This window comes from Pedobacter cryoconitis, assembly GCF_014200595.1.
GTDB classification, from domain to species: Bacteria; Bacteroidota; Bacteroidia; order Sphingobacteriales; family Sphingobacteriaceae; genus Pedobacter; species Pedobacter cryoconitis_C.
Window position 1 is genome coordinate 92,372 of record NZ_JACHCG010000005.1, and the last position, 23,148, is coordinate 115,519.

The following is a 23,148-nucleotide window of genomic DNA, read 5'->3' on the forward strand; positions in this document are numbered from 1 at the left end:
ACGCATAAAAAAAGCTGCCGAAGCAGCTTTTTAAATATTTCAATATTATTAAACCAATAATCTTACTGGTTCTTCTAATAATGCTTTGAATGTTTGTAAGAATGCAGCACCTGTCGCGCCATCTACCGTACGGTGATCACAGCTTAAAGTAACTTTCATTACATTTCCAGGAACAACAGCACCATTTTTAACTACTGGTACTTGTGAAATCCCGCCTACTGCAAGGATACAAGAATCAGGTGTATTAATAATAGCTGTAAATTCATCAATACCGAACATTCCTAAGTTAGATACGGTAAAAGTTGAACCTTCCCAGTCTGAAGGCTGAAGTTTTTTAGCTTTTGCACGTTGTGCGAAATCTTTAACCTCAGCTGAGATACGTGACAATGATTTTCCATCAGCAAAACGTACTACAGGAACTAATAATCCGTCTTCAACGGCAATAGCTACACCTACGTTCACATGCTCATTGTAACGGATTTTATCTCCTAACCATGAAGAGTTCACGTTTGGATGTTGTTTTAAGGCAACAGCTACCGCTTTGATCACTAAATCATTGAATGAAAGTTTAACCGGAGAGAATTCATTCATCTTTACACGTGCAGCCATCGCAGCATCCATATCAATACTCATCGTAAGATAGAAGTGCGGTGCAGTGAATAAGCTTTCTGATAATCTTTTCGCGATTACTTTACGCATTTGAGAAACTGGTTTCTCTGTATATTTTTCTTCGCCAATGTATTGTGCAAGAACTGGTGCTGATTTCTCAGCAGATGCAGGAGCTGAAGCAGCTTCTGTACCTTTTGCAGCCGCAGTAGCAGGCTTGAAGTTTTCGATATCTTTTTTAATGATACGGCCACCATCAGCACTACCTGCAACCTGTGCAAGATCTATACCTTTTTCTTTTGCAATTCTCTTAGCTAAAGGAGAAGCTTTCAGGCGTGAACCGTCAGCTGTATGTGTTTCTTCCTGTGCTTCTGCCGGAGCAGCCGCAGCAGCTTCTTTAACAGGGGCATCTGCTTTATCAGCAGCTGGTTTTGCCGGAGCATCACCCTGGTTTAAAATACCGCTGATATCAAATCCTTCCGGACCTACTATCGCGATGATACCGTTTACTTTCGCAGCAGCACCTTTTTCTACCCCAATATGTAATAAAGTTCCATCTGCATAACCCATTACTTCCATAGTCGCCTTATCGGTTTCTACATCAGCAAGGATATCATCATTTTTAATTTTATCACCTACTTTTTTATGCCATTCAGCAATTACGCCTTCAGTCATAGTATCGCTTAACAATGGCATACGTACTACCGTTACGCCTTGTTTTTCCAGATCAGCATCAGTTATCGCAGCACCTTTTGCTTCAGCTTTTGGAGCTTCTTCAGCAGGTTTTGTTTCCGCAGCTTTTTCCTCTTTTGCCGGTGCAGCAGCACCTTCTGCGTCAAGAGCAGCTTTATAATCTTCGCCTTCTTTACCAATAACTGCAATTACAGCATCAACAGGAACAGCTTTACCTTCTTCTACACCAATAAAAAGGATGGTGCCATCCCAGTAGGATTCCAGATCCATAGTCGCCTTATCGGTTTCTACTTCTGCCAGAACATCTCCACTTTTAACTTTATCGCCAACTTTTTTATGCCACTTCGCCATTACCCCTTCGGTCATGGTGTCGCTCATTTTGGGCATCTTAACTACTTCAGCCATTCTATAATATCAATTGAAAATAGGTTGTAAAATTAATCTTGGATATATGGATAGTCTTGTTGCACGTAAACATCAGTATATAGTTCTGATGCTTCCGGCCATGGTGACTCTTCAGCAAATTTCACAGATTCATCCACGATCTGTTTCACTTTAGCTTCAATTTCTTCAATCCATGCCTGATCAGCATACTTTTCGTTCAGAATAGTTTCTCTTACTGATTCAATCGGATCTTTAGCTTTATATTCTTCTAATTCGTCTTTAGTACGATATTTAGCAGGGTCAGACATTGAATGTCCACGGTAACGGTAAGTTCTCATTTCCAAGAAGGTTGGTCCTTCACCATTACGTGCACGCTGAGCTGCTTCGTCCATTGCGTTGTGAACAGCAACAGGGTCCATTCCGTCAACCGGGGCACATGGCATATCGAATCCTAAACCGATTTTGTAAAGATCTAACATATTAGTGGTACGCTCTACAGAAGTTCCCATTGCATAACCATTGTTCTCACAAACAAAGATTACAGGAAGTTTCCATAACATGGCCATATTGAAGGCTTCGTTTAATGCGCCCTGACGAACTGCACCATCACCCATATAGCAAACGTTAACATTTTTAGTCCCTTTATATTTTTCAGCAAATGCGATACCTGCACCTAATGGGATCTGACCACCCACGATACCGTGACCACCATAAAAATTATGTTCTTTGCTAAACATGTGCATTGAACCACCTTTACCTTTGGAACAGCCGGTAGCTTTACCGTACATCTCTGCCATTATACTGTTTGCACTTACACCTTTCGCCAAAGCATGAGCGTGATCACGATAAGCGGTGATCATAGAATCTTCAGGTTGTAATGCAGAAATCGCTCCGGCAACAACAGCCTCCTGACCGATGTATAGATGACAAAAACCACGGATTTTCTGTTGTCCGTAAAGTTGACCAGTTTTCTCTTCGAATTTACGCATTAGTAACATCGACTCAAACCACTTCAGATAGGTATCCTTATTAATTTCTACTGCACTCATTTTTGGCTATTGATTTTTATTTATGAGAGCAAATCTACTTTTTTATTGTAATATATCGAAGGATTAGTGTAAAATGCATGTGAGCAATGACCGTAAAATGTTAATAACTCATGCATTTCATCAAAATACATTTGGATAACATATCTTATTTACATAGTTTTGACAACCTGACAATAAGCCTTAGCTGGTGTACGTTTAAGTGCAAGTGCCTATTACCCAAACTTAACAGTGTAACATGATAAAAAAATTTTTGTTTTCTGCCCTTATTGCTTTGTGCAGCGTGACTGCTTTAAACGCGCAAACTAAAACAAAAGAAACCAACAAATTAGAGGATCCTGATAACTTAGCTTCCCAATATTTCTCCCAGGTTATGGGTATCGCAGTCGACGCGACATCTAACGTTAAGCTCTACAAATTCATTTACGAATGGATAGGAACACCTTACCGGTTTGGAGGAAATACCAAGAAAGGAATCGATTGTTCAGCCTTTACCAAGGCGATTTACGACAAAGTTTTCAACACTACATTGTTAAGAAATTCAAGAGACATCTTCAGCATGGTAGACCCGCTACCTAAAGATGAACTAAAAGAAGGAGACTTAGTCTTCTTTAAAATCAGAAGTACAAGAATCACACATATCGGAATTTATTTAGGTGACAACCGCTTTGCTCATGCATCTTCTTCAAGAGGTGTTGTAATCAGCAATTTGAACGAGCCTTATTATTCACGCTTCTTTTATAAGGGCGGACGGATTCTTGAATCTGCTAAAAAAGATTTAATCGAAGAATAATATCTTCTATACCCATAGCTATACGATCCTTCTAAATTACTTTAGAAGGATTTTTTTATGAATGACATTATGAAAACGAAAATAACCGGCTTTATTCTGCTTGCTATAGTAACCAGCCTGATTTTGCTGAGCTGCACAGGAAATGTGAATATGGCTGCTGAACAACATTCAGCTGTTCAAAGAGATACAACTTTAAGCTCAAAAAAAGATACGCTGACCATTACTGCTGTTGGCGATCTGATGCTGGGTTCTGCTTATCCTTCGAAATCGAACCTGCCTGCTGATGATGCAGTTGGCAGCTTTAAAAATGTAGCGTCTTTTTTAAAGGGCGATATTGTATTCGGTAATCTGGAAGGCTGTTTTCTGAACAGCGGGAAATCAACGAAGTGTAAGGATACCATTGGTAATAGCTGTTTTGCTTTCAGAATGCCGGAACGTTATGCAGGAATTTACAAAGAAGCAGGCTTTAATTTACTCAGTGTGGCGAATAACCATGTGGGAGATTTTGGCTGGAAAGGAAGAAAACGCAGTGCTGCGATCCTGGATTCACTGGGAATCAAATATGCTGGTTTAACTTCCCATCCATATACGGTCTTTGAAAAGGATAGTGTGAAGTATGGCTTTTGTGCTTTTGCACCTAATGAAGGTACGGTTTCCATCAATCAGGTGGATAGTGCAAAACAATTGGTTGCTTTTCTTAAAAAGCAGGTCGATATTGTGATTGTTTCTTTCCATGGTGGTGGCGAGGGTGCAAGGTTTGAACATGTACCCAGAACTAATGAGATCTTTTATAAGGAAAACCGGGGAGATGTTTATGCGTTTGCGCATGCGGTAATTGATGCTGGTGCCGATATTGTATTGGGACAAGGGCCTCATGTAACACGTGCAGTAGAGGTTTACAAGAACAAGTTCATTGCCTATAGCCTCGGAAATTTCTGTACGTATGGGATGTTCAGTTTAAAAGGCCCAAACGGCTTTGCTCCGCTTTTACAGGTCAAGATCAATGGCAAGGGAGATTTTCTATATGCTGATGTTATTTCTGTAAAGCAGGATAAAGTTCACCGCCTTACTTTAGATACAGCACAAACTGCTTTCAAAAAAATAATTTCATTAACAGCTGCTGATTTCCCTGGCCATCGTCTAAAGTTTACTGACCAGCAGATCCGTGTAGCGGATTAAGCTTCATCTTTTGTGTTTTTGATCAGTCCTATACCTGAGAAAAAGAATATGATACTGATTATTGCGGCAACTAAAAGTTCACGCGTCAGCATCGTATGTTTTACAAATCCAATACCTGCATAGATCAGCCCGATAATACCAAGGATAGTTAAGATTGTACCAAAAATTCTTTTTACGTTCATGATGATTAAGTTAATTCAAATCTTCTTATACAATATCTGTGCCCGGAGTCTTTGAAGACCAGAGGATTTGCATATGAGAGTTATTGCGTATCTTGAAAAAGTTTAACTTATTAAATTATTAATCATGAATTACGCCATGTACATTTTTTTCTTCTTTGTCCTGATCGTGCTTTTTAGCTCTTTTGTAACGGTAAAGCAAGGTACAATTGCAGTTGTTACGGTCTTTGGAAAATATAGACGCCAGTTAAGACCAGGACTAAATTTTAAAATTCCACTTATTGAAGTAATCTATTCCAGGATCTCTATACAGAACCGTTCAGTAGAGTTGTCTTTTCAGGCGGTGACGCAAGATCAGGCCAATGTCTATTTTAAAGCCATGCTGCTGTATTCGGTATTGAATCACGATGAAGAAACGATTAAAAATGTCGCTTTTAAGTTCGTAGATGCAACCAATTTAATGCAGGCCCTGATTCGTACGATTGAGGGTTCGATCAGGGCTTATGTAGCGACTCAGAAACAGGCCAATGTTTTAGCGCAGCGAAATGAAATTGTAATGCATGTGAAGGAACAGATTGATATTGTTTTGGAATCATGGGGTTATCATTTACAGGATCTGCAATTAAATGATATTACTTTCGATGATGAAATTATGCGCTCAATGAGCCGTGTAGTCGCTTCAAATAACCTGAAAGCTGCTGCTGAGAACGAAGGACAAGCGCTATTGATTACGAAAACCAAGGGTGCTGAGGCTGATGGTAATGCGATTAAAATCGCCGCAGCGGCCGAACGTGAGGCTGCACAGTTACGTGGACAGGGTATCGCTTTATTCAGGGCTGAGGTTGCTCATGGTATGACTAAAGCAGCACAGGAAATGGAACAGGCAAACCTGGATATCTCTGTGATCTTGTTTACGATGTGGACTGAATCTATCAAGCATTTTGCAGAGAACAGTGATGGGAATGTGATTTTCCTTGATGGTTCTACCGACGGGATGAACAAAACGATGAAGGAAATGATGGCTATGCAATTCCAGAAGCCTAAAAATTAACATCCATAAAAAAGGGGCTGCTCAGATTTGAGCAGCCCCTTTTTTATTATTTATGAATTCAGCTTATGGCTTAAGCTGGATAAAATCACCCATTACTCTCAGACTTTCATCCTGGAAGAAGTCAAAGTCTTCGTTCTTCTTGATCTTGTCTCCTTTTTTAACTGGTGGCAGACCTCTTGAAGCTCTTAGTTTATTGGTTTTTTCCAGAGATTTAGCTTCAAGGCTATCTCTTTCTGCTTTCAGTTTACCTTCATTCAAAGTCACAGAGGTTTCCTGATCACGTTTCTTCATATCAGCAATTCCCTGAATCAGCACTTTATAATCCAGTGATTTTTCCATTCTTGCATCATGCAGTTTAACCAGTTCTGGTTTTACAGCAGCTAAGTTTGCAACTGGTATAAAGTTAGATTTTTGAACCTCATCCCATGGCAATGCTGACGTTTCTGTGTCTTCTCCAATTTTATCCATCGGATAAAAAGATGGCAGTGTAATATCCGGCATTACTCCTTTATGTTGTGTACTGCTACCGTTTACACGATAGAATTTAGCCATAGTCAGGTTGATCTGTCCAAGCTGAGGGGTATCTTTTCCACTTTTGATAGTCAAACCAGAACCTGGAGCACCTTTTTGAACCAGGCTTGCCAAACGTTGCAGGATAGAAGGATTAACCAGTTTGTTTAAGTCAATTGACGATTGAACAGTTCCTTTACCATAGGTTTGTGTACCTATAATAATTCCCCTTCCGTAGTCCTGAATTGCTCCTGCAAAGATCTCTGATGCCGAAGCGCTCAAACGATCTACCATTACACCGAAAGGACCAGACCAGGCAACACCCGGATGTTCGTCACTGCTAACCTCTACGTTTCCTTTTAAATCTTTAACCTGAACTACAGGCCCTTTATCAATAAATAATCCTGTCAGATCAATTGCTTCTAATAATGAACCACCCCCATTTGCACGAAGATCCATTACAATCGCATCAACTTTATCTTTATTTTTCAGGGTATCAATTAATAGTTTTACGTCACGGGTTGTACTTTTATAATTCGGGTCACCTGCATTTGCTGCTTTAAAATCAGCATAAAATGCCGGAACACTGATAATCCCTATTTTATAAGGTTTACCATTGGATTCAATAGTTTTTACTTCTTTTTTAGCAGACTGATCTTCCATCACGATTTTCTCCCTGGTCAGTTCAACAATCACTGGTTTAGAAGACATGTCCTGACCTACAGGAATAATTTTCAATCTTACTTTAGTGCCTTTAGGCCCTTTTATTTTTGCAACAGAGTTATCAATTCTCCATCCGATGATATCTTCGAATTCTCCGGTTGCTTGTCCTACGGCAACAATTCTGTCACCAGAATTTAGTAATTTGCTTTTAAAAGCCGGCCCGCCAGGAATGATTTCAGAGATTTTCAGGATATCATTTTCCAATTGCAGACGTGCACCGATTCCTTCAAAAGAACGTGCCATATCTTCATTGAACTGAACGGCTTTAGCCGGATTAAAGTAATTTGTGTGCGGATCAATGGTTTCCGTAAAAGCATCCATAATCATCTGGAATACATCCTGATTATTCAATTTAGAAGACTGAGATTTCAGGTTCTGATATCTTTTAGTCAGTGTTTCTACATTTTTAGCTTCAGCAGTACCAGCAATCTTTAAATTAATCAATTCATATTTAACTCTCTTTTTCCAGATGTCATTTAAGGCAGCTGTGGAAGTTACCCACGGCATTTTCTCTCTGTCAAATACATAAGTATCATTTTGATTGAAATCATACTTGTCTTTGATATGTGCCATTGCATAATTCAGCGTCTCGTTATATCTTTTAGAATAAACGTTGAAAATATAGAATGGAGCACTCAGGTCACCTATTCTGAAAGCATCGTCTAATGTAGTACGGAATTGTTCGAAATCTTTAATATCTGAAGCCAGAAAATAACTTCTATATGGATCCAGTGCCTTGATATATTTATCAAGTACAAGAGAGGAAATAGAATCGTTTACTGTTAATTTCTTATAGTTATAGTTTTCTATAAGTGCCACGATCTCCTTGCATACCAAACTCTGCTGCTCATCAGGCTTAATATTAGGGATACCTTCAACCAACTGTTGTGGTTTTGGAGCGGCCGAGCAGGCAAGTACAGCTGCGGTGAAGGTTACCAGTAATATTCTTTTCAACATCTCTTTAAATAATTTAAAATCCATTTTTATAATAACAACCAATATGATACCAATTTCTCAAATAAACAGAAAAGAGACAGCATTATACTGTCTCTTTTCTGTAATCTTTACCAAAGATAATTAAATAGTGTTCAATATAATCTATATCAGCGATTAAAATAAGTGCTAACAGACACATAAACAGCATTTTCAATGGAGTTCAATAAGAGATGATTTTATTTTAATGTAGTCTTCTTTTCTGCAATAGAAGTTCTGGCCTGCTTAAACTGACCTTTAAACTGATTTAAATTGGTGGTTTTAGCAAATAATTCTGCCCGATTGATATCCTTTAAGGCCAGCGAAAATTCCTTTTTCTTCATTTTAACCTGCACAAGGCCAAGTATAGAGTCAATATAAGCAGAGTTATTATTGACTTGTCTGGCTAAAATCCCCTGCTGAGTAAAGAACCACATGGATTGTGTCAGCTTATTTGACGCCAGATAAATTTTACCTAACTGGTTATAAGAAGCCATCTGTCCGACTCTGTTTCCAAAACGTGAATAAGTTTTAAGTGCAACGTTTAAAGTCACCTGTTCTGCTTCGGTGTAATGCTCCATCAGGTAATGAACATTGCTCAGCCTTAAAAGAGAGGCACCGTAACGGGAAAAATTCTTAGAGTTATTATATTCAAAGGCGGCTTTTCCAAACAGGGTGACCGCATCATTTAAATCCCCGTTCTTTTCATTCTTCTCAGCCTGTTCAAAGTAGAAATCACCATCTGCTCCGGATACAGCAATAGTGATCGAACCATTGTTTGAGAGTGGTTCTTGCTGAACAAAGGTATTTGTTTGTGCCATTGCTGACCCGGAGAATCCCAGGCATAGCAAAGCGAAACAGAGTTTATACATATTACAAATATATATATATTTTAGTTAAACACCTGTAAACTAACATCAAAAGAAGCCCAAACCATATAGGGATGTGAATCAGTGTGGTAGATTTCGCCGGCAGCGGTAATGCCAATGACACCTGCAAAACCATTTATAGCTTTTAATTCCCGGAAAGATTTATCGCAAGCATCCTTTAAAGTAAAGCCATCAGTGACCCTGGTCACAATCCGGGCCGATAGCGCTACACTCACAATATCTTCGCCTACTCCGGTACAGGAAATCCCGGCATGGTCATTTGCATAGTTCCCGGCTACAGTTGCAGAATCACTGACCCTGCATGGAATTTCAAAGCCTTTTCCTCCGGTGGAGGTTGCGGCCGCAAGATTACCGGCAGCATCCAATGCTACACAACCCACTGTACCTTTGTTATTCTGCTGATTAAGTTTTAATTCGAATTCAGCTAAACGCTGAGGTATAACCGGATCAAAATAGGGGAATTTATTATTTCTCGCAAAATCTATTGCACCTTCCCCGCTTAATACGCTGTCTTCATAATTTAAGAGTAATGAAGCAATCCGGATAGGGTTTTGAACATCCTGGATATTGATTACCCCGGCAAATTTCTGCGTTTTTCCATCCATAATAGAAGCGCTCAGTCTCACTTTACCATCACTTTGAATCTGTGAGCCCAAACCCGCATTAAAGAGCACATTATCCTCCAGCAAATTAACTGCGTAAGCTACTGTTTCCAGTGCGGTATGAGATTGCAGGTAGGTATGAGACAGTGAAGCAATTTCGGATAATGCGTCTTGCTTCGCTTTTTTAGTTTCCTGATTGGTGGAAGATTCACTAAAAAAACCGCCGTGGATGATTAACTTCATACTAATTAGGGTGTAGGTATAACTTTTGGATGATGGATAGTTAACTGGTGCGCTGTCAGGTCATAAATATCCCCGTCACACATTACATGTACTACCATATTTTTGATGGAAACCGGTTGCCCCATTTCTACATCTGTCAGGTTTGTATCCGACATACTTCTTCCGTCAACAAGGATAACCATTCCTGAGCCGATTGCTTCCATGGTATTGCCATTTGAGATATACAAACCTGTATCTTCTCCAAGGCCAATTCCAAGTATCCCCGGACTGCTTGCTGTTGCATAAAGCAAACGCCCGATTCTACCGCGTTGAACAAAATGGGTATCAACAATCACGCCGTCAATAAAACCCAGTCCGGCAGTAATTTTGACTTCTCCTTTTAACAGGGCATCTTTACTATTACCCTGGTAAATCATATTTTTAGAACTTGCCGCCGCTCCTGCTGAGGTTCCCGCAATTACAACTTTTTCATTGGCATATTTATCGAGCAGGATTTCATGTATGGCCGTACCTCCAAAAATAGACGATAACCGGAGTTGATCTCCGCCAGTGAACACCAGTACATCAGCTGCTTTAACCCTTTTACAATTGAGAAGATCATTTGCCTGCTCTCTGTTAACAATATTAAGTACGCCAACATCATGTACATCAAGTTGCGCGAAAGCTTTAATATATTCTTCTCCAACTTTTTCAGGAACCAGCGATGCCGTTGTAATGATCTCGAAACGGGATGCAGTGTCTTTAACAGATTCAGTAGTAATACGTTTTAGAATACCACGCTCAAAGAAATTCATATTCTGAGGTAGTCCGAATTGTGTTTCAGTAAAACTTCCGGTATTTATTGCACCACCAATAATTATCAATTTACCTTTTGGAGCCATTTTATTTGTTTTCTTAGCCTAAAATCTCAAATATATATTCATTAGTTTAAATATTACCATATTTAATCAATAATCTGTGTCCAAACAACAATTATTCGTTTATTATCCAATTCTTTGATTAAATTTATGCACGTTTATATTTTAAGTGTTTTTAAGCGGATAACATCGGTTATTTATTAAAAAACATTCATATATTGATTAACCGTTTAACAGCGTTTTTAACAAAAAACAACAACGGAATTATCCATACACAACCTTTATTGAAACTTAAATCGAATAATCCTGAAGTCAGGACAGTCCCCGGGGACAACAGGTTCACTGTTAAAGAAACATGATTAGAAAAACAAATGCAGGATGAAACTGGTTGTTTCATTGGGTTAAACCCGCCCGGGTACTTTTAGTCCGGCAAGCTTCATCGCCTTATACACAAAAATAAAAAACAATAAATAACATATATGAAACCTGCCAGAGCCTTTCAGCCTGGCAAGCTTCATCACCTTTAAAAAACAATAAATAACATATATGAAAATACTCGGCATTCAAGTGCTAAGGGGACCAAATATCTGGTCGGTCAACAGGAAAAAACTAATACAAATGAGATTAGATCTGGAGGACATGGAACAACGTCCGACAAATCTGATTGATGGGTTTGGTGATCGTCTGGAAAAAATGATTCCAAGTTTATTTACGCACAGGTGCTCGAAAGGTGAACCAGGAGGCTTCTTCGCCCGTATTAAAGAAGGAACGTGGATGGGTCATGTCATTGAACATATCGCGCTGGAAATTCAGACACTGGCAGGTATGGATACAGGTTTTGGAAGAACAAGACAAACCAAAACAGAAGGCACCTATAATGTAGTATTCAGCTACCTGGAAGAAAAAGCAGGGATATACGCCGCAGAAGCCAGCGTTAGAATCGCAGAAGCCCTGATTGACAACCTTGATTACGATCTTGAATTTGATATTCACCGGTTAAGGGAATTAAGACAAATGGAACGTCTTGGCCCAAGCACCGGATCTATTGTAGATGAAGCTATAGCAAGGGATATCCCATGGATAAGATTGAACAAAAGCTCTCTGATCCAGTTAGGTTACGGTAAAAACCAGGTGCGCTTCAGAGCAACTATGACCGAAAAAACGAACAGTATCGCTGTAGATATTGCCGGAGATAAGGATGAAACCAAACGAATTTTAAAGGATTCTGCTATACCAGTGGCAAATGGAGTGACCATCTCCGACATCAGTGAACTGGATGATGCCATTGAAAGCATTGGCTTTCCACTGGTCTTTAAACCATTGGACGGAAATCACGGTAAGGGTGCCTCTATAAATGTTAAAACACCGGAAGCTGCTAAACTTGCATTTGAACATGCTAAACAATATTCAAGAAGAATAATCATTGAAAGCTTTATCACAGGATACGATTTCAGGATTCTGGTTATTGACAATAAAATGGTTGCCGCAGCTTTACGCGTACCAGCCCATGTTACCGGAAATGGAACTGCTACTGTTCAGCAATTAATTGATAAAGAAAACGAAGATCCGCGACGCGGTTACGGACATGAAAATGTCTTAACAGAAATACTCGTGGACCGCGATACGCTTGATTTGTTATCTAAAAAGAACTATACACTGGAAACCGTTGTGCCAAACGGAGAGCTTGTTTATTTAAAATCAACAGCTAACCTGAGTACAGGCGGAACTTCTATTGACGTAACCGATCTTGTTCACCCGCAAAATATTTTCATTAGTGAACGTATATCCCGTATCATCGGTTTAGATATCTGTGGAATTGATGTCATGGCACAAAACCTGACACAACCACTAACAGAAAATGGTGGGGTAATCCTTGAAGTTAACGCTGCACCGGGATTCCGGATGCACCTTGCTCCAAGTGAAGGTTTACCAAGAAATGTTGCTGCACCAGTGATTGATATGTTATATCCTCCTGGTAAAGCCAACAGAATTCCAATTATCGCGGTAACCGGAACCAATGGAAAAACAACCACAACAAGGCTGATTGCACATATTGTGAAAAGCAATGGTACAAGAGTTGGTTTCACAACATCGGATGGTATCTATGTACAGAATACGATGCTGATGAAGGGAGATACAACCGGGCCTGTGAGTGCAGAATTTATATTGAGAGACCCTACTGTAGAGTTTGCTGTATTAGAGACAGCGAGAGGTGGTATTCTGAGAGCCGGACTTGGATTTAAACGCTGTGATATTGGTGTAGTAACCAACATCCAGGAAGATCATCTTGGAATTGCAGATATCCATAGCTTAAATGACCTGACCAGAGTAAAGGCAGTTGTTATTGGGGCGGTTAAAAGAGACGGATGGGCAGTATTGAATGCAGATAATAAATACTGCGTTAAAATAGCTGAAACTGCCGATTGCAAAGTGGCTTACTTTAGTATGGATGAGAATAATCCGGTTATTGTGGAGCATTGCAAAAAAGGCGGTTCAGCAGCAATCTATGAAAACGGCTATATTACGATCAAAAAGGGAGACTGGAAGATCAGAGTGGACAAAGTAACGCATATCCCGCTAACCTTTGGTGGCAGTGTTGATTTCATGATCCAGAATGTTCTGGCAGCGACCTTGTCTACCTTCCTTTGGGGATATAAGATTGAAGATATACGTATGTCTCTGGAAACCTTTATTCCTTCTGCGGCACAAACACCAGGCAGAATGAACATCTTTAAATTTAAAGAGTTTAAAATCCTTGTGGATTTTGCACATAATGCAAATGGATTTAACGGGATCAAAGATTATCTGAAAACGATTGAAGCGACAGAACATATTGGAGTAATCTCAGGAACTGGTGACAGGCGTGATGAAGACATCAAAGAAACCGCCCGTATCTCTGCCCAAATGTTTGATAAAATCATTATTTGTCAGGAAAGATATCTTCGTGGCCGTCAGCCGCAGGACATCATAGATATTTTGATCTCAGGCATAAGAGAAGTTAAACCTAATATGGAGATCATCATTAATAATGACTCTTCAGACTGTTTGAAATTCCTGATAGCGACAGCAAAATCAGGTTCTTTCATAACTATTCTAAGTGATACTATTGATAGTGCAATAGAAAAGGTAACGGAATATCTGGATAAGGAATTTGGTATTTAACCAATTCTTATTAAACAAAAAATCCTGAGCATATTGCTCAGGATTTTTTGTTTATATACTAAGATGGAGTCTGATCTCTTAATCCTTTAATTTGATCATGAGATGCACGAAGCTCCGATTTTTGCTCCGTAATTAAGCTCCTGGTATCCGCAGAAAGACCTTCCTCTTCTAAAGCAGATTTATATGCTCTTTGAGCTGCATCTTCTCCCGCTTCACAATTATTTAAGATGGTTTTGCGGTCATGTCCTGTAAATACTGCTTTTACATCCATCCAGGCACGATATATTTTACCTGATGTGGTAGTGCCAGTTTCCAATTCAGTACCTGTACCCTGAACTGCTGAAGCTAAAGCCAGTTTATGCTTATGACTTTCTGCTACCATTTTCACAAATAAGTCTTTCAGATCACTGTCTTCAGGTGATAATTCCTGAATAGCTTTTTCATAACCAGCAATACGGTCATTATTAATTTGAATCAGGTCGTTCAGTGTTTCTGGGTTTACTTTAGTATTTTCCATGTCTCTAAAAAATTAGTGTCAGGAAAGTAACGTGTACCCCGCAGAAAAGTTTTACAAATTTTTCAAAGGAAGATATCCAAGGTGAATTTCATCCTGAACAGCTGTTTCACCAGCAGTTATTAAAATCTGATAGCGTTCTTTAAGCTCAGGTGACAGCACCTCTTCAATTTCAAAGATGTCATCTACATCAACACCATATTTATCATCTATATGAGACGATGCGCCTTCAAAACCTGTATGCAGAAAAAATGCAGACTCTTTAGCCTTTTTAATCACTTCAGCTTTATCAGCTCCAACCAGCAGCATTTTGTAATGCAGTTCATCAAATTCGTCTTTTTTATATCCACCCAGATTAAGGAAAAACAAGGCTTTTGAAGGTTGAGTATGACCCGCTGTTTTCTCAACGATCGATATGTTAAATCCTTCTACCGACGTTACTTCTCTCCACGCATCTAAATGTATTTTACCATTTGCCTCAGGCCAGAACTCCAGAATTTGAGTGGTCAGGTCTTTTAACGATGCTCCTACAGCAAAAAATACATCATGTTGTTCCGTATTTCTGCCTGCTGGTTTACACCCTACTAGTATTTGATATAATTTCAACGGCTCCATTCTTTATTTTTTTAATTCTTCTATCAGTTTTTTTGCTCTCTCTTCTATCGTCAAAAAAACCGGATCAAATAGCTGATCATCAAAGTAAGGGTCAGTAACTTCCTTTTCATCAGTCAAAAACAATCTTACTTTTTGACGATGCGCTTCATTTGCAGCTAATTTCAAGACGTCACGTAAATTGTTTTTATCCATCACCAGGATATGATCAAATTCATCAAACAGCTCTTGTTCGAAAAGCCGGGCACGTTGCCTGGAAATATCATATCCATAGTTTTTAGCTATGGATATACTTCTTTTATCTGCGGGCTGACCGGTATGCCAGTTTCCTGTGCCAGCAGAAGCGACTTCCCAATCCAGGTTTTCATCGGCAATTAATTGCCTCACAATCCCTTCTGCAAGTGGAGAACGGCAGATATTACCCAGGCAAACCATCAGAATCTTCATCGGCTTATGAATAAATATCGTTAATAATCTGTGCTAAACGTACCCCACCTTTTAACAACTGCTCATTCAGCAGGTCAACAAACTCAAAGTTATAACGGTAGCTTAATTTATCGTCAGCCTTAGTCTTGTCATATATTTTATTACAAGCCACATAAGATTCATAAACAGTTTCCTTCAGAGAATCATGGCTCCATTTCATAAATTGCTCTTTCGAAGGATGATTAATCGCTGTTGCATATTCAGTATAGCTCAACTGCTGTCTGTCAATCAGATCTTCATCCCATACGCGGTGAAGGTTTGAACGCTGACCGAACCACATTACACTTACTTTATTACCACCAAGATCTTCTTTTCTTGCGGTATGCATAGGCTGATGTACATCGCCTACCATATGTATCAATAAACGCATAGCCATTTGCTGCTGATCAGCGGTACTTTGCTTATTCTTAAGGATCCTGATCATCTCCGGAATCTTATTGTAAACATTAGGCTCCTTACTTGTTTCCAGGAAATTAAATACGCCATTCTGATCCAGATCACCAGGAATATTTACATAATGCCAGCTGGTAAGGTAATTATATGTCGTATCCGACTTGATGAAATCCGGCCAGTTACTTGCAATCGCCATACTTTCATTTCCCAATACCTGTTTTACAGCTTTACGGGCTTTTGCAGTCAGATAATAGTCGGCAATTTGTCCGACAATCCTGTGTCCTGTTTGCCCCCAGGCTGCTGCATTCAATGGCAGGTAAGCAATCAATGCGACTGCGATACAAACCTTTTTTATATTTACTACTGAAATCATTGTTTTATTTTATAATTCTTGCGGTACACATTTGATTTTTTGTTTCAGGACAAGATTAACATCCCTTTGATCACTCAGGCTTTGTAAAGAAAGGTGAGTGGAATCCTTTGACTTGATCAGAAAACTTTTCCTGTATATTCCAACCGTATAACAACCGGAAACCTTTTGCTTATAATTAGCTTTAGTATAAGTTCCTTCTAAAAACAAACTATCTTTTCTAACCTGGTATACACCTTTTGCATACTCTTTCCAAACGCCATTATTGTAACAGGGATCTTCATAATAGTTAACCTTTGAATGTGTAGTCAGGTCAACATAAAATGAGTCACAGGTAATTTTTACCTGATGCTGCGTATAATTCATCAGTTTAGCCGCATTAGCAATGCTGTCCTGGCTCCAGACGCCCTGTAAAAAAGTTTCTCCATTACCCTGAACGTTTGGGCGTCTCTCGCAACCGGGAAACGCCATCAAACAAAATAGAATAATTAGATAATGGTATCTATTCATGTTATTTTAAACTACCTACCATATCTTCTGGTCTCACCCATTCATCAAATTGTTCACTGGTCAACAATCCCAGCTCTACAGCAGCTTCACGAAGTGTTTTATTTTCTTTATGTGCTTTTTTAGCAATTTTAGCCGCATTCTCATAACCGATATGCGGATTAAGCGCTGTAACCAGCATTAAAGAGTTTTCCAGATGTTTTTTGATTTCAGGTAAGTTTGGCAAAATACCTACTGCGCAGTTATCATTGAATGACACACAAGCATCACCAATTAATCTTCCCGACTGCAATACATTCGCTGCAATAACCGGTTTGAAAACATTCAGTTCGAAATGTCCGTTGCTGCCACCAATACCTACAGTTACATCATTACCCATTACTTGTGCACAAACCATAGTTAATGCTTCTGGCTGTGTAGGATTAACTTTTCCTGGCATAATAGAAGATCCTGGCTCATTGTCAGGGATAATAATCTCACCAATACCCGAACGCGGACCTGAGCTCAGCATTCTTACATCATTCCCAACTTTCATTAAAGCCACAGCGGTACGTTTGTAAGCAGCTGATAATTCTACCATGGCATCATGTGCAGCCAACGCCTCAAACTTGTTTGGAGCAGTTACAAATGGTAAACCGGTAAGTTCTGCAATTTTGCGGGCAACCAGTACATCATACCCATTTGGCGTATTCAATCCTGTTCCTACAGCAGTACCACCTAAAGCTAATTCGGTAATCATCACCAAAGCATTTTTAACTGCTCTGATACTGTTGGTAATTTGTTGTGCGTAACCAGAAAACTCCTGCCCCAATGTTAACGGAGTTGCGTCCATAAAGTGGGTTCTTCCTGTTTTCACGATCTGTGCAAACTCAACCGCTTTGGCTTTTAAAGTTTTCTCCAGCTTTTCTAAACCTGGTATAGTAATTTCCACAGCTTGTTTATATGCCGCAATGTGCATAGCTGTAGGATAAGTATCATTTGAAGATTGTGATTTGTTGACATCATCATTTGGATGAAGAATTTTCTTCTCATCTGCCAGGCTGCCACCATTCATCACATGTGCACGGTTTGCAATCACTTCATTGGAATTCATGTTGCTCTGGGTTCCGGAACCTGTTTGCCAGATTACCAGAGGGAACTGATCATCTAACTGTCCTGCGATTACTTCGTCGCATGCCTTAGCAATCCATTCTGCTTTATCACTTGCAAGCACACCAAGTTCCTGATTGGCCAGTGCCGCAGCTTTTTTGAGATAACCAAAAGCATGGATAATCTCTTTTGGCATTGAAGCCTCAGGACCAATTTTAAAATTATTACGTGAACGTTCAGTTTGTGCACCCCAATACTTATCAGCAGGGACCTGCACTTCGCCCATGGTGTCGTGTTCGGTTCTAAAATTCATTTCTTTTGTTTTTTTTCAAAAATAAGCTTTTATCTCTATAGAAGAATGTAAAGTATATGATAATGTTTAAAACTCTTTTGCGTTTAAAGGCTTAATATTGTTTATTTTTCAGCCTTCAAAAAAGACTAAACTAATTCATGACTTACCGTACCTTTTTTCCTGTGGCTTTACTAGCCACTTTTCTCATCAGTGCCTGTTCACATGCTAACAAAAAACATCCGGATCCGAAGATCAGAACCGTAAATGATGATAAAGCTGATAGCCTCCTCATTTCATATGACCCGGCTAAAGGGGACAAATGGATCGCTAATTTTGTAGATAATCTGCACAAGAAATTTGGGTTTAACGGCAATATGCTCGTTGCCAAAGACGGTAAGATACTTTATGAAAAAGCAATCGGATGGGCCGATTACCTTCATCGTGACAGTTTAAAGATCAATTCTGAATTTGAACTGGCCTCTATTACTAAAACATTTACCGGAGTTGCCATTATGCAGCTGGTGGAACAGGGCAAACTTAAATTAACAGATAACGTTAAACAATTCTACCCTAATTTTCCTTACGAAGACATCACGGTAAAACTCTTGCTTACCCACCGCAGCGGAATGATGAATTATGTATATTTCAGTGATGGTGTATGGAAAGATAAAAAGAAACCGATGAGTAACCTCGATGTAATGAACCTCATTGCACAATACAAACCGAATCGTTACGCTAAACCAGATACAAGATTCCATTATAATAATTCCAATTTTATGGTGCTTGGTGCTATTATTGAAAAAGTAACCGGCAAAAAATACTCAGATTACATGATGGAGTATGTTTTCAAACCTGCCGGCATGAAACATACACATGTATATTCTACTACCGCTTATTCAAAAATACCTGTTGATGTTGTAGGCCATGACCGCACCTGGAAATATTCAGTAGTACAAAACTTCCTGGATGGCCCTGTAGGTGACAAAGGAATCTATAGCACAATTCATGACCTTGTTTTATATGACAACGCCTTAAAAAAAGGCAGGTTATTAAAGCAATCCAGTCTTGATTCTGCTTATACAGGTCATAATAAAGCTATCAATGGCCACTTTAACTACGGTTACGGCTGGAGAATGTATGATGGAGAAAATGGACGTAAAGTAGTTTATCATACGGGTTGGTGGCATGGTTTCCGCCACATCTATGTGCGTGATATACAAAAGAATATTGTAATTATTTTCCTGGGCAACCTGACTAATGGAAGCCTGATGCACTTAGATGATCTGTATAAACACCTGGGTGTTCCGGTTATCAGAAAAGGTGCCTATACAGGAACCGGTTCTATGCCGGGTAGTGATGAAGATTAAAAAAATCTGATTCTAAGATATTTTATCCAAAGCGATCCCTCTGCTTTTTTTATCGACAAAGCGCTTCAGTAAAGCATTTTCCGGTAAAGAAAGCGTAGGGTCTTGCTGAAAAACCTCAATCACCGTATTTCTGGCTTCATGTAAGATCTGCTGATCTTTCACTAAATCTGCCAGTTTCAGATCCAGCACTCCGCTTTGCATGGTACCTGACAGATCTCCGGGCCCGCGCAACTCCAGATCAATTTCTGAGATTTCAAACCCGTTATTGGTCATTACCATAGTTTCTAATCTCTTTCTGCCTTCTCTGCTTAGTTTTTCGCCAGACATCAGGATACAAAAAGATTGTTCTGCACCTCTGCCCACTCTACCACGCAGCTGATGCAGTTGTGACAACCCAAACCTTTCTGCATTCTCTATAATCATCACAGAGGCATTAGGAACATTTACACCTACCTCTATAACCGTTGTCGCTACCATGATTTGCGTTTGACCGTCTATAAACCGCTGCATCTCATATTGCTTATCCTTATTAGGCATCTGCCCATGTACAATACTAATTTGAAAATCCGGCAATGGAAACTGATACCGCATTTGTTCTATACCTGCTTCCAGATGAAGTAAATCCAGCTTTTCACTTTCTTTAATTAATGGATAAACCACATAAACCTGTCTGCCTTTAGCAATCTCTGTTTTCATGAACCCAAACATCCTTAAGCGCTGCCCTTCCACCAAATGTTTAGTTTCAATGGGCTTTCTTCCCGCAGGCAATTCATCAATCATAGAAACATCAAGATCTCCATATAAGGTCATAGCCAGTGTTCTTGGAATTGGCGTAGCAGTCATCACCAGGATGTGTGGAGGAGTACTATTCTTGCGCCAGAGCTTAGCTCTTTGTTCTACCCCAAAACGATGTTGTTCATCAATAACTACCAGTCCAAGATTTTTAAAGACTACTTTATCTTCAATCAGTGCATGTGTACCCACCAGAATATCGATTTCTCCAGCCTCTAGCTGTTCATGCAAAAGTACTCTTTGTTTCTTGGTCGTGTTACCAGTTAAAATATCCACTTTAATCAGCCTTCCATCCAGTAATGAAGAGATAGAATGATAATGCTGACGCGCCAGAATTTCTGTTGGAGCCATCATACAGGCCTGATAACCGTTATCATTGGCCAGCAGCATACTCATTAAAGCCACCACTGTTTTTCCGCTTCCAACATCACCTTGTACTAATCTGTTCATCTGGATGCCACGCTGCGTATCCAGCCTGATTTCTTTGATCACCCGTTTCTGTGCACCAGTTAGTTCAAATGGCAGAATATCTTTGTAAAAAGTATTTACTCTTTCACCAACGGTACTGAACAGATGCCCTTTGAATTTTAGTTCTCTGAATTGTTTATTACTTAAGAGCTGAAGCTGAATGAAGAATAATTCTTCAAACTTCAGTCTGCGCTGTGCATTTTGTAAAGCAGTTGTATCTTTTGGAAAATGGATATTTAACAAGGCTTCCTTGCGGTTAATCATCCGGTACTTATCCAGAATATAAGCGGGAATTGTTTCCCTGATTTCTTGCAGACATTGTTCAATTACCAGGGCCTGCATTTTCTGAATTCCTTTACTATCCAGTGAAAATTTCTTCAGTTTTTCTGTAGAGTTGTAAACAGGCTGTAAGGTCAGGTTTCCAGTCAATGTGGCTGGTCTGGGATAACTCTCCATTTCGGGATGAGAAATGCTGTAAGAACCATTAAAAACGGTCGGCTTGCCAAAGGCAATATAAACCTTTCCGCGCATCACATTTTCATCTACCCATTTCAAACTTTGAAACCAAACCAGTTCAATAGTCCCGGTTTCATCGGTCAGTCTGGCTACAATTCTTTTTTTATGTTTTTCACCGATAGTTTCCTTGCCAGTAATCCGTCCAAGGATCTGAACATAGGGTAAATCAGCATCAAGCTCATTGATTTTATAAAAGCGTGTTCTGTCAATATACCGGAAAGGATAACAACCCAGCAAATCGGCATAAGTATATATACCTAATTCTTTCTGTAAAATTTCAGCACGTTTAGGGCCTACTCCTTTCAAAAATTCAATCGTTGTATCTAAATCAGAAGCAAACAAGTTGTTGGTAATTAGGTATTAAATATTAGATAAGGTTTTAGCAGTAAATATAGTCCTGATCAAGTTCCAGTTAAACAAAATTACTGAAAATAATAAAAGTACATAAGCATAAACCTGATGGACATCAATTGACTCGCCAAAGTAAAACACTGCAATAGCGAAAGCAATAATCGGATTGATATAAATCAAAATTCCCAATGTAGAGGAAGGTATACCAATCAGCGAATAAAGACTTAAAAACAAGGGGATAATTGTAAATACAACAGCGATAATCAGAATATGTATCCAGAACCAGCTGCTCTGCGGAACCCCATTATACTGGCAGATGAAAAACGGCAGCAGAATTAAACAGGCTACTAAAAATTGAACAGCCAGTACATTAAGTTTATCAATTCCCTGCATTTTTCGCTGGATCACCAGGTAACCCGCATAAAATGCAGCAATAATTACCGACCATATCACATCTCTCAATGAGCCCGTCGCTAAAAAAACAACGCTGATCAGCGCAACGACTAGAGAAATCAGTTTTAAAGGTGATAATTTTTCTTTAAGGATCACAAAACCGCCAAAAGCAGTCAATAATGGACAGACCATATAAGCAAACGCCGCAGAGGTCAGACTTACATTGTTGACTGCGTAGATAAAGGTGTACCAATTGAGCACCAGAAAGACCGTTGCACAAAGGATCTGCCACAGATAAGTAAACCGCTGTTTCTTAGAGACTGCTTTTACATAAGCAATATCAGTGTTCAACTGCTTTCTTCTGAAAAGAAGGATGACTGTCCAGATTAAAATCAGGGAGGTAAATATACGGTAGTACAAAATCTCTTCAGACGGGAAGCCTTTGATATTTCTTAAAGGAATAGCAAAGCATCCCCAAATCACAAAGGGGATGAATCCTGCCAGCAGGTAACGTACATTTGACCCCGCCGCCAATTTATCCTTTATAAGCAATCACTGAGATTTCCACATTTACTCCTTTAGGCAATCCTTTTACAGCTACAGTTTCACGTGCAGGAAAGTCAGATTCAAAGTAAGATCCATAAACTTCATTTACCTCTGCAAATAAGTCCATATCTGATAAAAATATAGTAGATTTCAGGATATGTGTGAATTCAAAACCTGCTTCCAGTAATACAGCATTCAGGTTACGCATTACCTGTTCAGTTTCTTCTTTGATAGAAGACTGAGTAAGCTCCCCTGTTGCAGGGTTAATTGGGATTTGTCCAGATACATATAGAAATCCATTAGCTAATACAGCCTGGCTATAAGGGCCGATCGGAGCTGGTGCATTCGGGGTATTGATGATTGTCTTCATTATTTATATCCAGTGTAAAAGTTTCAAAGTAATTCCAATAATAAAAATTGAGATAGCAAGCGCATTAATGACATGCATGATTTTGATATCAATACTAGTTGGCCTGTCCGGATCTTTTTTTCTAAAAAAGTACATAACACAAATGTATAAAATCCAGCGCATAAAAAAAGGGCTCTGATAAATCAGAACCCT

22 protein-coding genes are annotated in these 23,148 nt (G+C 39.3%); 5 read left to right on the forward strand and 17 right to left on the reverse strand.

Annotation, left to right across the window (positions count from 1 at the left end; all coding sequences use genetic code 11):
• Positions 1–48: 48 nt before the first annotated feature.
• Both HDE70_RS22885 and pdhA read right to left on the reverse strand, forming a co-directional pair.
• Entirely contained in the window at positions 49–1,704 is a 1,656-nt protein-coding gene (locus tag HDE70_RS22885; protein WP_183891940.1) for a pyruvate dehydrogenase complex dihydrolipoamide acetyltransferase, read from the reverse strand.
• A 32-nt stretch (positions 1,705–1,736) separates the two neighbouring features.
• Positions 1,737–2,732, reverse strand: coding sequence for a pyruvate dehydrogenase (acetyl-transferring) E1 component subunit alpha (gene pdhA, locus HDE70_RS22890; protein ID WP_068404218.1), 996 nt, complete (start codon positions 2,730–2,732; stop codon positions 1,737–1,739).
• A 235-nt stretch (positions 2,733–2,967) separates the two neighbouring features.
• On the opposite strand from pdhA, the gene HDE70_RS22895 reads away from it, so the two are divergent.
• Positions 2,968–3,522 carry a C40 family peptidase gene (locus HDE70_RS22895; RefSeq protein ID WP_041878629.1) on the forward strand — a complete coding sequence of 185 codons (555 nt, stop codon included), beginning with the start codon at positions 2,968–2,970 and terminating at the stop codon, positions 3,520–3,522.
• 69 nt (positions 3,523–3,591) lie between these two features.
• Positions 3,592–4,701 (forward strand): CapA family protein, encoded by a 1,110-nt coding sequence (locus HDE70_RS22900; protein ID WP_183891941.1) that lies wholly within the window; start codon positions 3,592–3,594, stop codon positions 4,699–4,701.
• Here the strand turns inward: HDE70_RS22900 and HDE70_RS22905 are convergent.
• Positions 4,698–4,883, reverse strand: a complete 186-nt coding sequence (locus tag HDE70_RS22905) for a hypothetical protein (RefSeq protein WP_183866238.1) — start codon at positions 4,881–4,883, stop codon at positions 4,698–4,700. The genes HDE70_RS22900 and HDE70_RS22905 overlap by 4 nt on opposite strands.
• A 124-nt stretch (positions 4,884–5,007) precedes the next feature.
• Here HDE70_RS22905 and HDE70_RS22910 point away from each other — a divergent pair, with 124 nt between their 5' ends.
• Positions 5,008–5,931 carry an SPFH domain-containing protein gene (locus HDE70_RS22910; protein WP_183866239.1) on the forward strand — a complete coding sequence of 308 codons (924 nt, stop codon included), beginning with the start codon at positions 5,008–5,010 and terminating at the stop codon, positions 5,929–5,931.
• Positions 5,932–5,994: 63 nt separating this feature from the next.
• On the opposite strand, the gene HDE70_RS22915 is transcribed toward HDE70_RS22910, so the two are convergent.
• From HDE70_RS22915 to HDE70_RS22930, 4 genes are all read right to left on the reverse strand, one after another.
• Complete coding sequence (locus tag HDE70_RS22915; RefSeq protein ID WP_183891942.1) at positions 5,995–8,145, reverse strand: carboxy terminal-processing peptidase; 2,151 nt, start codon at positions 8,143–8,145, stop codon at positions 5,995–5,997.
• Positions 8,146–8,336: 191 nt separating this feature from the next.
• A complete protein-coding gene (locus HDE70_RS22920) occupies positions 8,337–9,008 on the reverse strand; it encodes a hypothetical protein (RefSeq protein WP_183891943.1) in 672 nt (223 codons plus the stop codon).
• 20 nt (positions 9,009–9,028) lie between these two features.
• Positions 9,029–9,871: an isoaspartyl peptidase/L-asparaginase gene (locus HDE70_RS22925; RefSeq protein ID WP_183866242.1), complete on the reverse strand. Its 843-nt coding sequence runs from the start codon at positions 9,869–9,871 to the stop codon at positions 9,029–9,031.
• 5 nt (positions 9,872–9,876) lie between these two features.
• Complete coding sequence (locus tag HDE70_RS22930) at positions 9,877–10,752, reverse strand: cyanophycinase (protein WP_183866243.1); 876 nt, start codon at positions 10,750–10,752, stop codon at positions 9,877–9,879.
• Positions 10,753–11,274: 522 nt separating this feature from the next.
• Here HDE70_RS22930 and cphA point away from each other — a divergent pair.
• The gene (gene cphA / locus HDE70_RS22935) at positions 11,275–13,890 is read left to right on the forward strand and encodes a cyanophycin synthetase (protein ID WP_183866244.1); all 2,616 of its coding nucleotides are present in this window, start codon (positions 11,275–11,277) and stop codon (positions 13,888–13,890) included.
• Positions 13,891–13,948: 58 nt separating this feature from the next.
• Here cphA and HDE70_RS22940 read toward each other — a convergent pair whose 3' ends face one another.
• The 6 genes from HDE70_RS22940 to fumC are packed head-to-tail and all read right to left on the reverse strand — an operon-like array spanning position 13,949 to position 18,174.
• Entirely contained in the window at positions 13,949–14,407 is a 459-nt protein-coding gene (locus HDE70_RS22940) for a PA2169 family four-helix-bundle protein (RefSeq protein ID WP_183866245.1), read from the reverse strand.
• Positions 14,408–14,458: 51 nt separating this feature from the next.
• The gene (locus tag HDE70_RS22945) at positions 14,459–15,019 is read right to left on the reverse strand and encodes a DUF1543 domain-containing protein (protein WP_183891944.1); all 561 of its coding nucleotides are present in this window, start codon (positions 15,017–15,019) and stop codon (positions 14,459–14,461) included.
• A 3-nt stretch (positions 15,020–15,022) separates the two neighbouring features.
• Complete coding sequence (locus HDE70_RS22950; RefSeq protein WP_183866247.1) at positions 15,023–15,463, reverse strand: low molecular weight protein-tyrosine-phosphatase; 441 nt, start codon at positions 15,461–15,463, stop codon at positions 15,023–15,025.
• Between the two features lie 4 nt (positions 15,464–15,467).
• Positions 15,468–16,268, reverse strand: coding sequence for a S1/P1 nuclease (locus tag HDE70_RS22955; protein ID WP_183891945.1), 801 nt, complete (start codon positions 16,266–16,268; stop codon positions 15,468–15,470).
• 9 nt (positions 16,269–16,277) lie between these two features.
• Positions 16,278–16,775 carry a fumarate hydratase gene (locus tag HDE70_RS22960; protein ID WP_260161932.1) on the reverse strand — a complete coding sequence of 166 codons (498 nt, stop codon included), beginning with the start codon at positions 16,773–16,775 and terminating at the stop codon, positions 16,278–16,280.
• Position 16,776: 1 nt separating this feature from the next.
• Positions 16,777–18,174 carry a class II fumarate hydratase gene (fumC, locus tag HDE70_RS22965; RefSeq protein WP_183866250.1) on the reverse strand — a complete coding sequence of 466 codons (1,398 nt, stop codon included), beginning with the start codon at positions 18,172–18,174 and terminating at the stop codon, positions 16,777–16,779.
• Positions 18,175–18,311: 137 nt separating this feature from the next.
• Between fumC and HDE70_RS22970 the strand changes: the two genes are divergently transcribed.
• On the forward strand, positions 18,312–19,520 hold the full coding sequence (locus HDE70_RS22970; RefSeq protein WP_183866251.1) for a serine hydrolase domain-containing protein: 1,209 nt from the start codon (positions 18,312–18,314) through the stop codon (positions 19,518–19,520).
• 12 nt (positions 19,521–19,532) lie between these two features.
• On the opposite strand, the gene recG is transcribed toward HDE70_RS22970, so the two are convergent.
• Genes recG through HDE70_RS27455 form a run of 4 tightly spaced genes read right to left on the reverse strand, consistent with a single transcriptional unit; the run spans position 19,533 to position 23,118 of the window.
• Positions 19,533–21,638, reverse strand: a complete 2,106-nt coding sequence (recG, locus tag HDE70_RS22975; RefSeq protein WP_183891946.1) for an ATP-dependent DNA helicase RecG — start codon at positions 21,636–21,638, stop codon at positions 19,533–19,535.
• A gap of 18 nt (positions 21,639–21,656) precedes the next feature.
• A complete protein-coding gene (locus HDE70_RS22980; protein WP_260161934.1) occupies positions 21,657–22,592 on the reverse strand; it encodes an EamA family transporter in 936 nt (311 codons plus the stop codon).
• Complete coding sequence (locus HDE70_RS22985) at positions 22,576–22,956, reverse strand: RidA family protein (RefSeq protein WP_183866253.1); 381 nt, start codon at positions 22,954–22,956, stop codon at positions 22,576–22,578. The genes HDE70_RS22980 and HDE70_RS22985 overlap by 17 nt, the downstream gene beginning before the upstream one ends.
• Positions 22,957–22,959: 3 nt before the next feature.
• A complete protein-coding gene (locus HDE70_RS27455; protein WP_317617434.1) occupies positions 22,960–23,118 on the reverse strand; it encodes a DUF6728 family protein in 159 nt (52 codons plus the stop codon).
• Between the last annotated feature and the right edge of the window lie 30 nt (positions 23,119–23,148).

Bases quoted from the DNA above. Each gene is read 5' to 3' on its own strand.
- HDE70_RS22885 (WP_183891940.1), bottom strand. From the start codon at position 1,704: ATGGCTGAAGTAGTTAAGATGCCCAAAATGAGCGACACCATGACCGAA.
- pdhA (WP_068404218.1), bottom strand. From the start codon at position 2,732: ATGAGTGCAGTAGAAATTAATAAGGATACCTATCTGAAGTGGTTTGAG.
- HDE70_RS22895 (WP_041878629.1), top strand. From the start codon at position 2,968: ATGATAAAAAAATTTTTGTTTTCTGCCCTTATTGCTTTGTGCAGCGTG.
- HDE70_RS22900 (WP_183891941.1), top strand. From the start codon at position 3,592: ATGAAAACGAAAATAACCGGCTTTATTCTGCTTGCTATAGTAACCAGC.
- HDE70_RS22905 (WP_183866238.1), bottom strand. From the start codon at position 4,883: ATGAACGTAAAAAGAATTTTTGGTACAATCTTAACTATCCTTGGTATT.
- HDE70_RS22910 (WP_183866239.1), top strand. From the start codon at position 5,008: ATGAATTACGCCATGTACATTTTTTTCTTCTTTGTCCTGATCGTGCTT.
- HDE70_RS22915 (WP_183891942.1), bottom strand. From the start codon at position 8,145: ATGGATTTTAAATTATTTAAAGAGATGTTGAAAAGAATATTACTGGTA.
- HDE70_RS22920 (WP_183891943.1), bottom strand. From the start codon at position 9,008: ATGTATAAACTCTGTTTCGCTTTGCTATGCCTGGGATTCTCCGGGTCA.
- HDE70_RS22925 (WP_183866242.1), bottom strand. From the start codon at position 9,871: ATGAAGTTAATCATCCACGGCGGTTTTTTTAGTGAATCTTCCACCAAT.
- HDE70_RS22930 (WP_183866243.1), bottom strand. From the start codon at position 10,752: ATGGCTCCAAAAGGTAAATTGATAATTATTGGTGGTGCAATAAATACC.
- cphA (WP_183866244.1), top strand. From the start codon at position 11,275: ATGAAAATACTCGGCATTCAAGTGCTAAGGGGACCAAATATCTGGTCG.
- HDE70_RS22940 (WP_183866245.1), bottom strand. From the start codon at position 14,407: ATGGAAAATACTAAAGTAAACCCAGAAACACTGAACGACCTGATTCAA.
- HDE70_RS22945 (WP_183891944.1), bottom strand. From the start codon at position 15,019: ATGGAGCCGTTGAAATTATATCAAATACTAGTAGGGTGTAAACCAGCA.
- HDE70_RS22950 (WP_183866247.1), bottom strand. From the start codon at position 15,463: ATGAAGATTCTGATGGTTTGCCTGGGTAATATCTGCCGTTCTCCACTT.
- HDE70_RS22955 (WP_183891945.1), bottom strand. From the start codon at position 16,268: ATGATTTCAGTAGTAAATATAAAAAAGGTTTGTATCGCAGTCGCATTG.
- HDE70_RS22960 (WP_260161932.1), bottom strand. From the start codon at position 16,775: ATGAATAGATACCATTATCTAATTATTCTATTTTGTTTGATGGCGTTT.
- fumC (WP_183866250.1), bottom strand. From the start codon at position 18,174: ATGAATTTTAGAACCGAACACGACACCATGGGCGAAGTGCAGGTCCCT.
- HDE70_RS22970 (WP_183866251.1), top strand. From the start codon at position 18,312: ATGACTTACCGTACCTTTTTTCCTGTGGCTTTACTAGCCACTTTTCTC.
- HDE70_RS22985 (WP_183866253.1), bottom strand. From the start codon at position 22,956: ATGAAGACAATCATCAATACCCCGAATGCACCAGCTCCGATCGGCCCT.
- HDE70_RS27455 (WP_317617434.1), bottom strand. From the start codon at position 23,118: ATGCGCTGGATTTTATACATTTGTGTTATGTACTTTTTTAGAAAAAAA.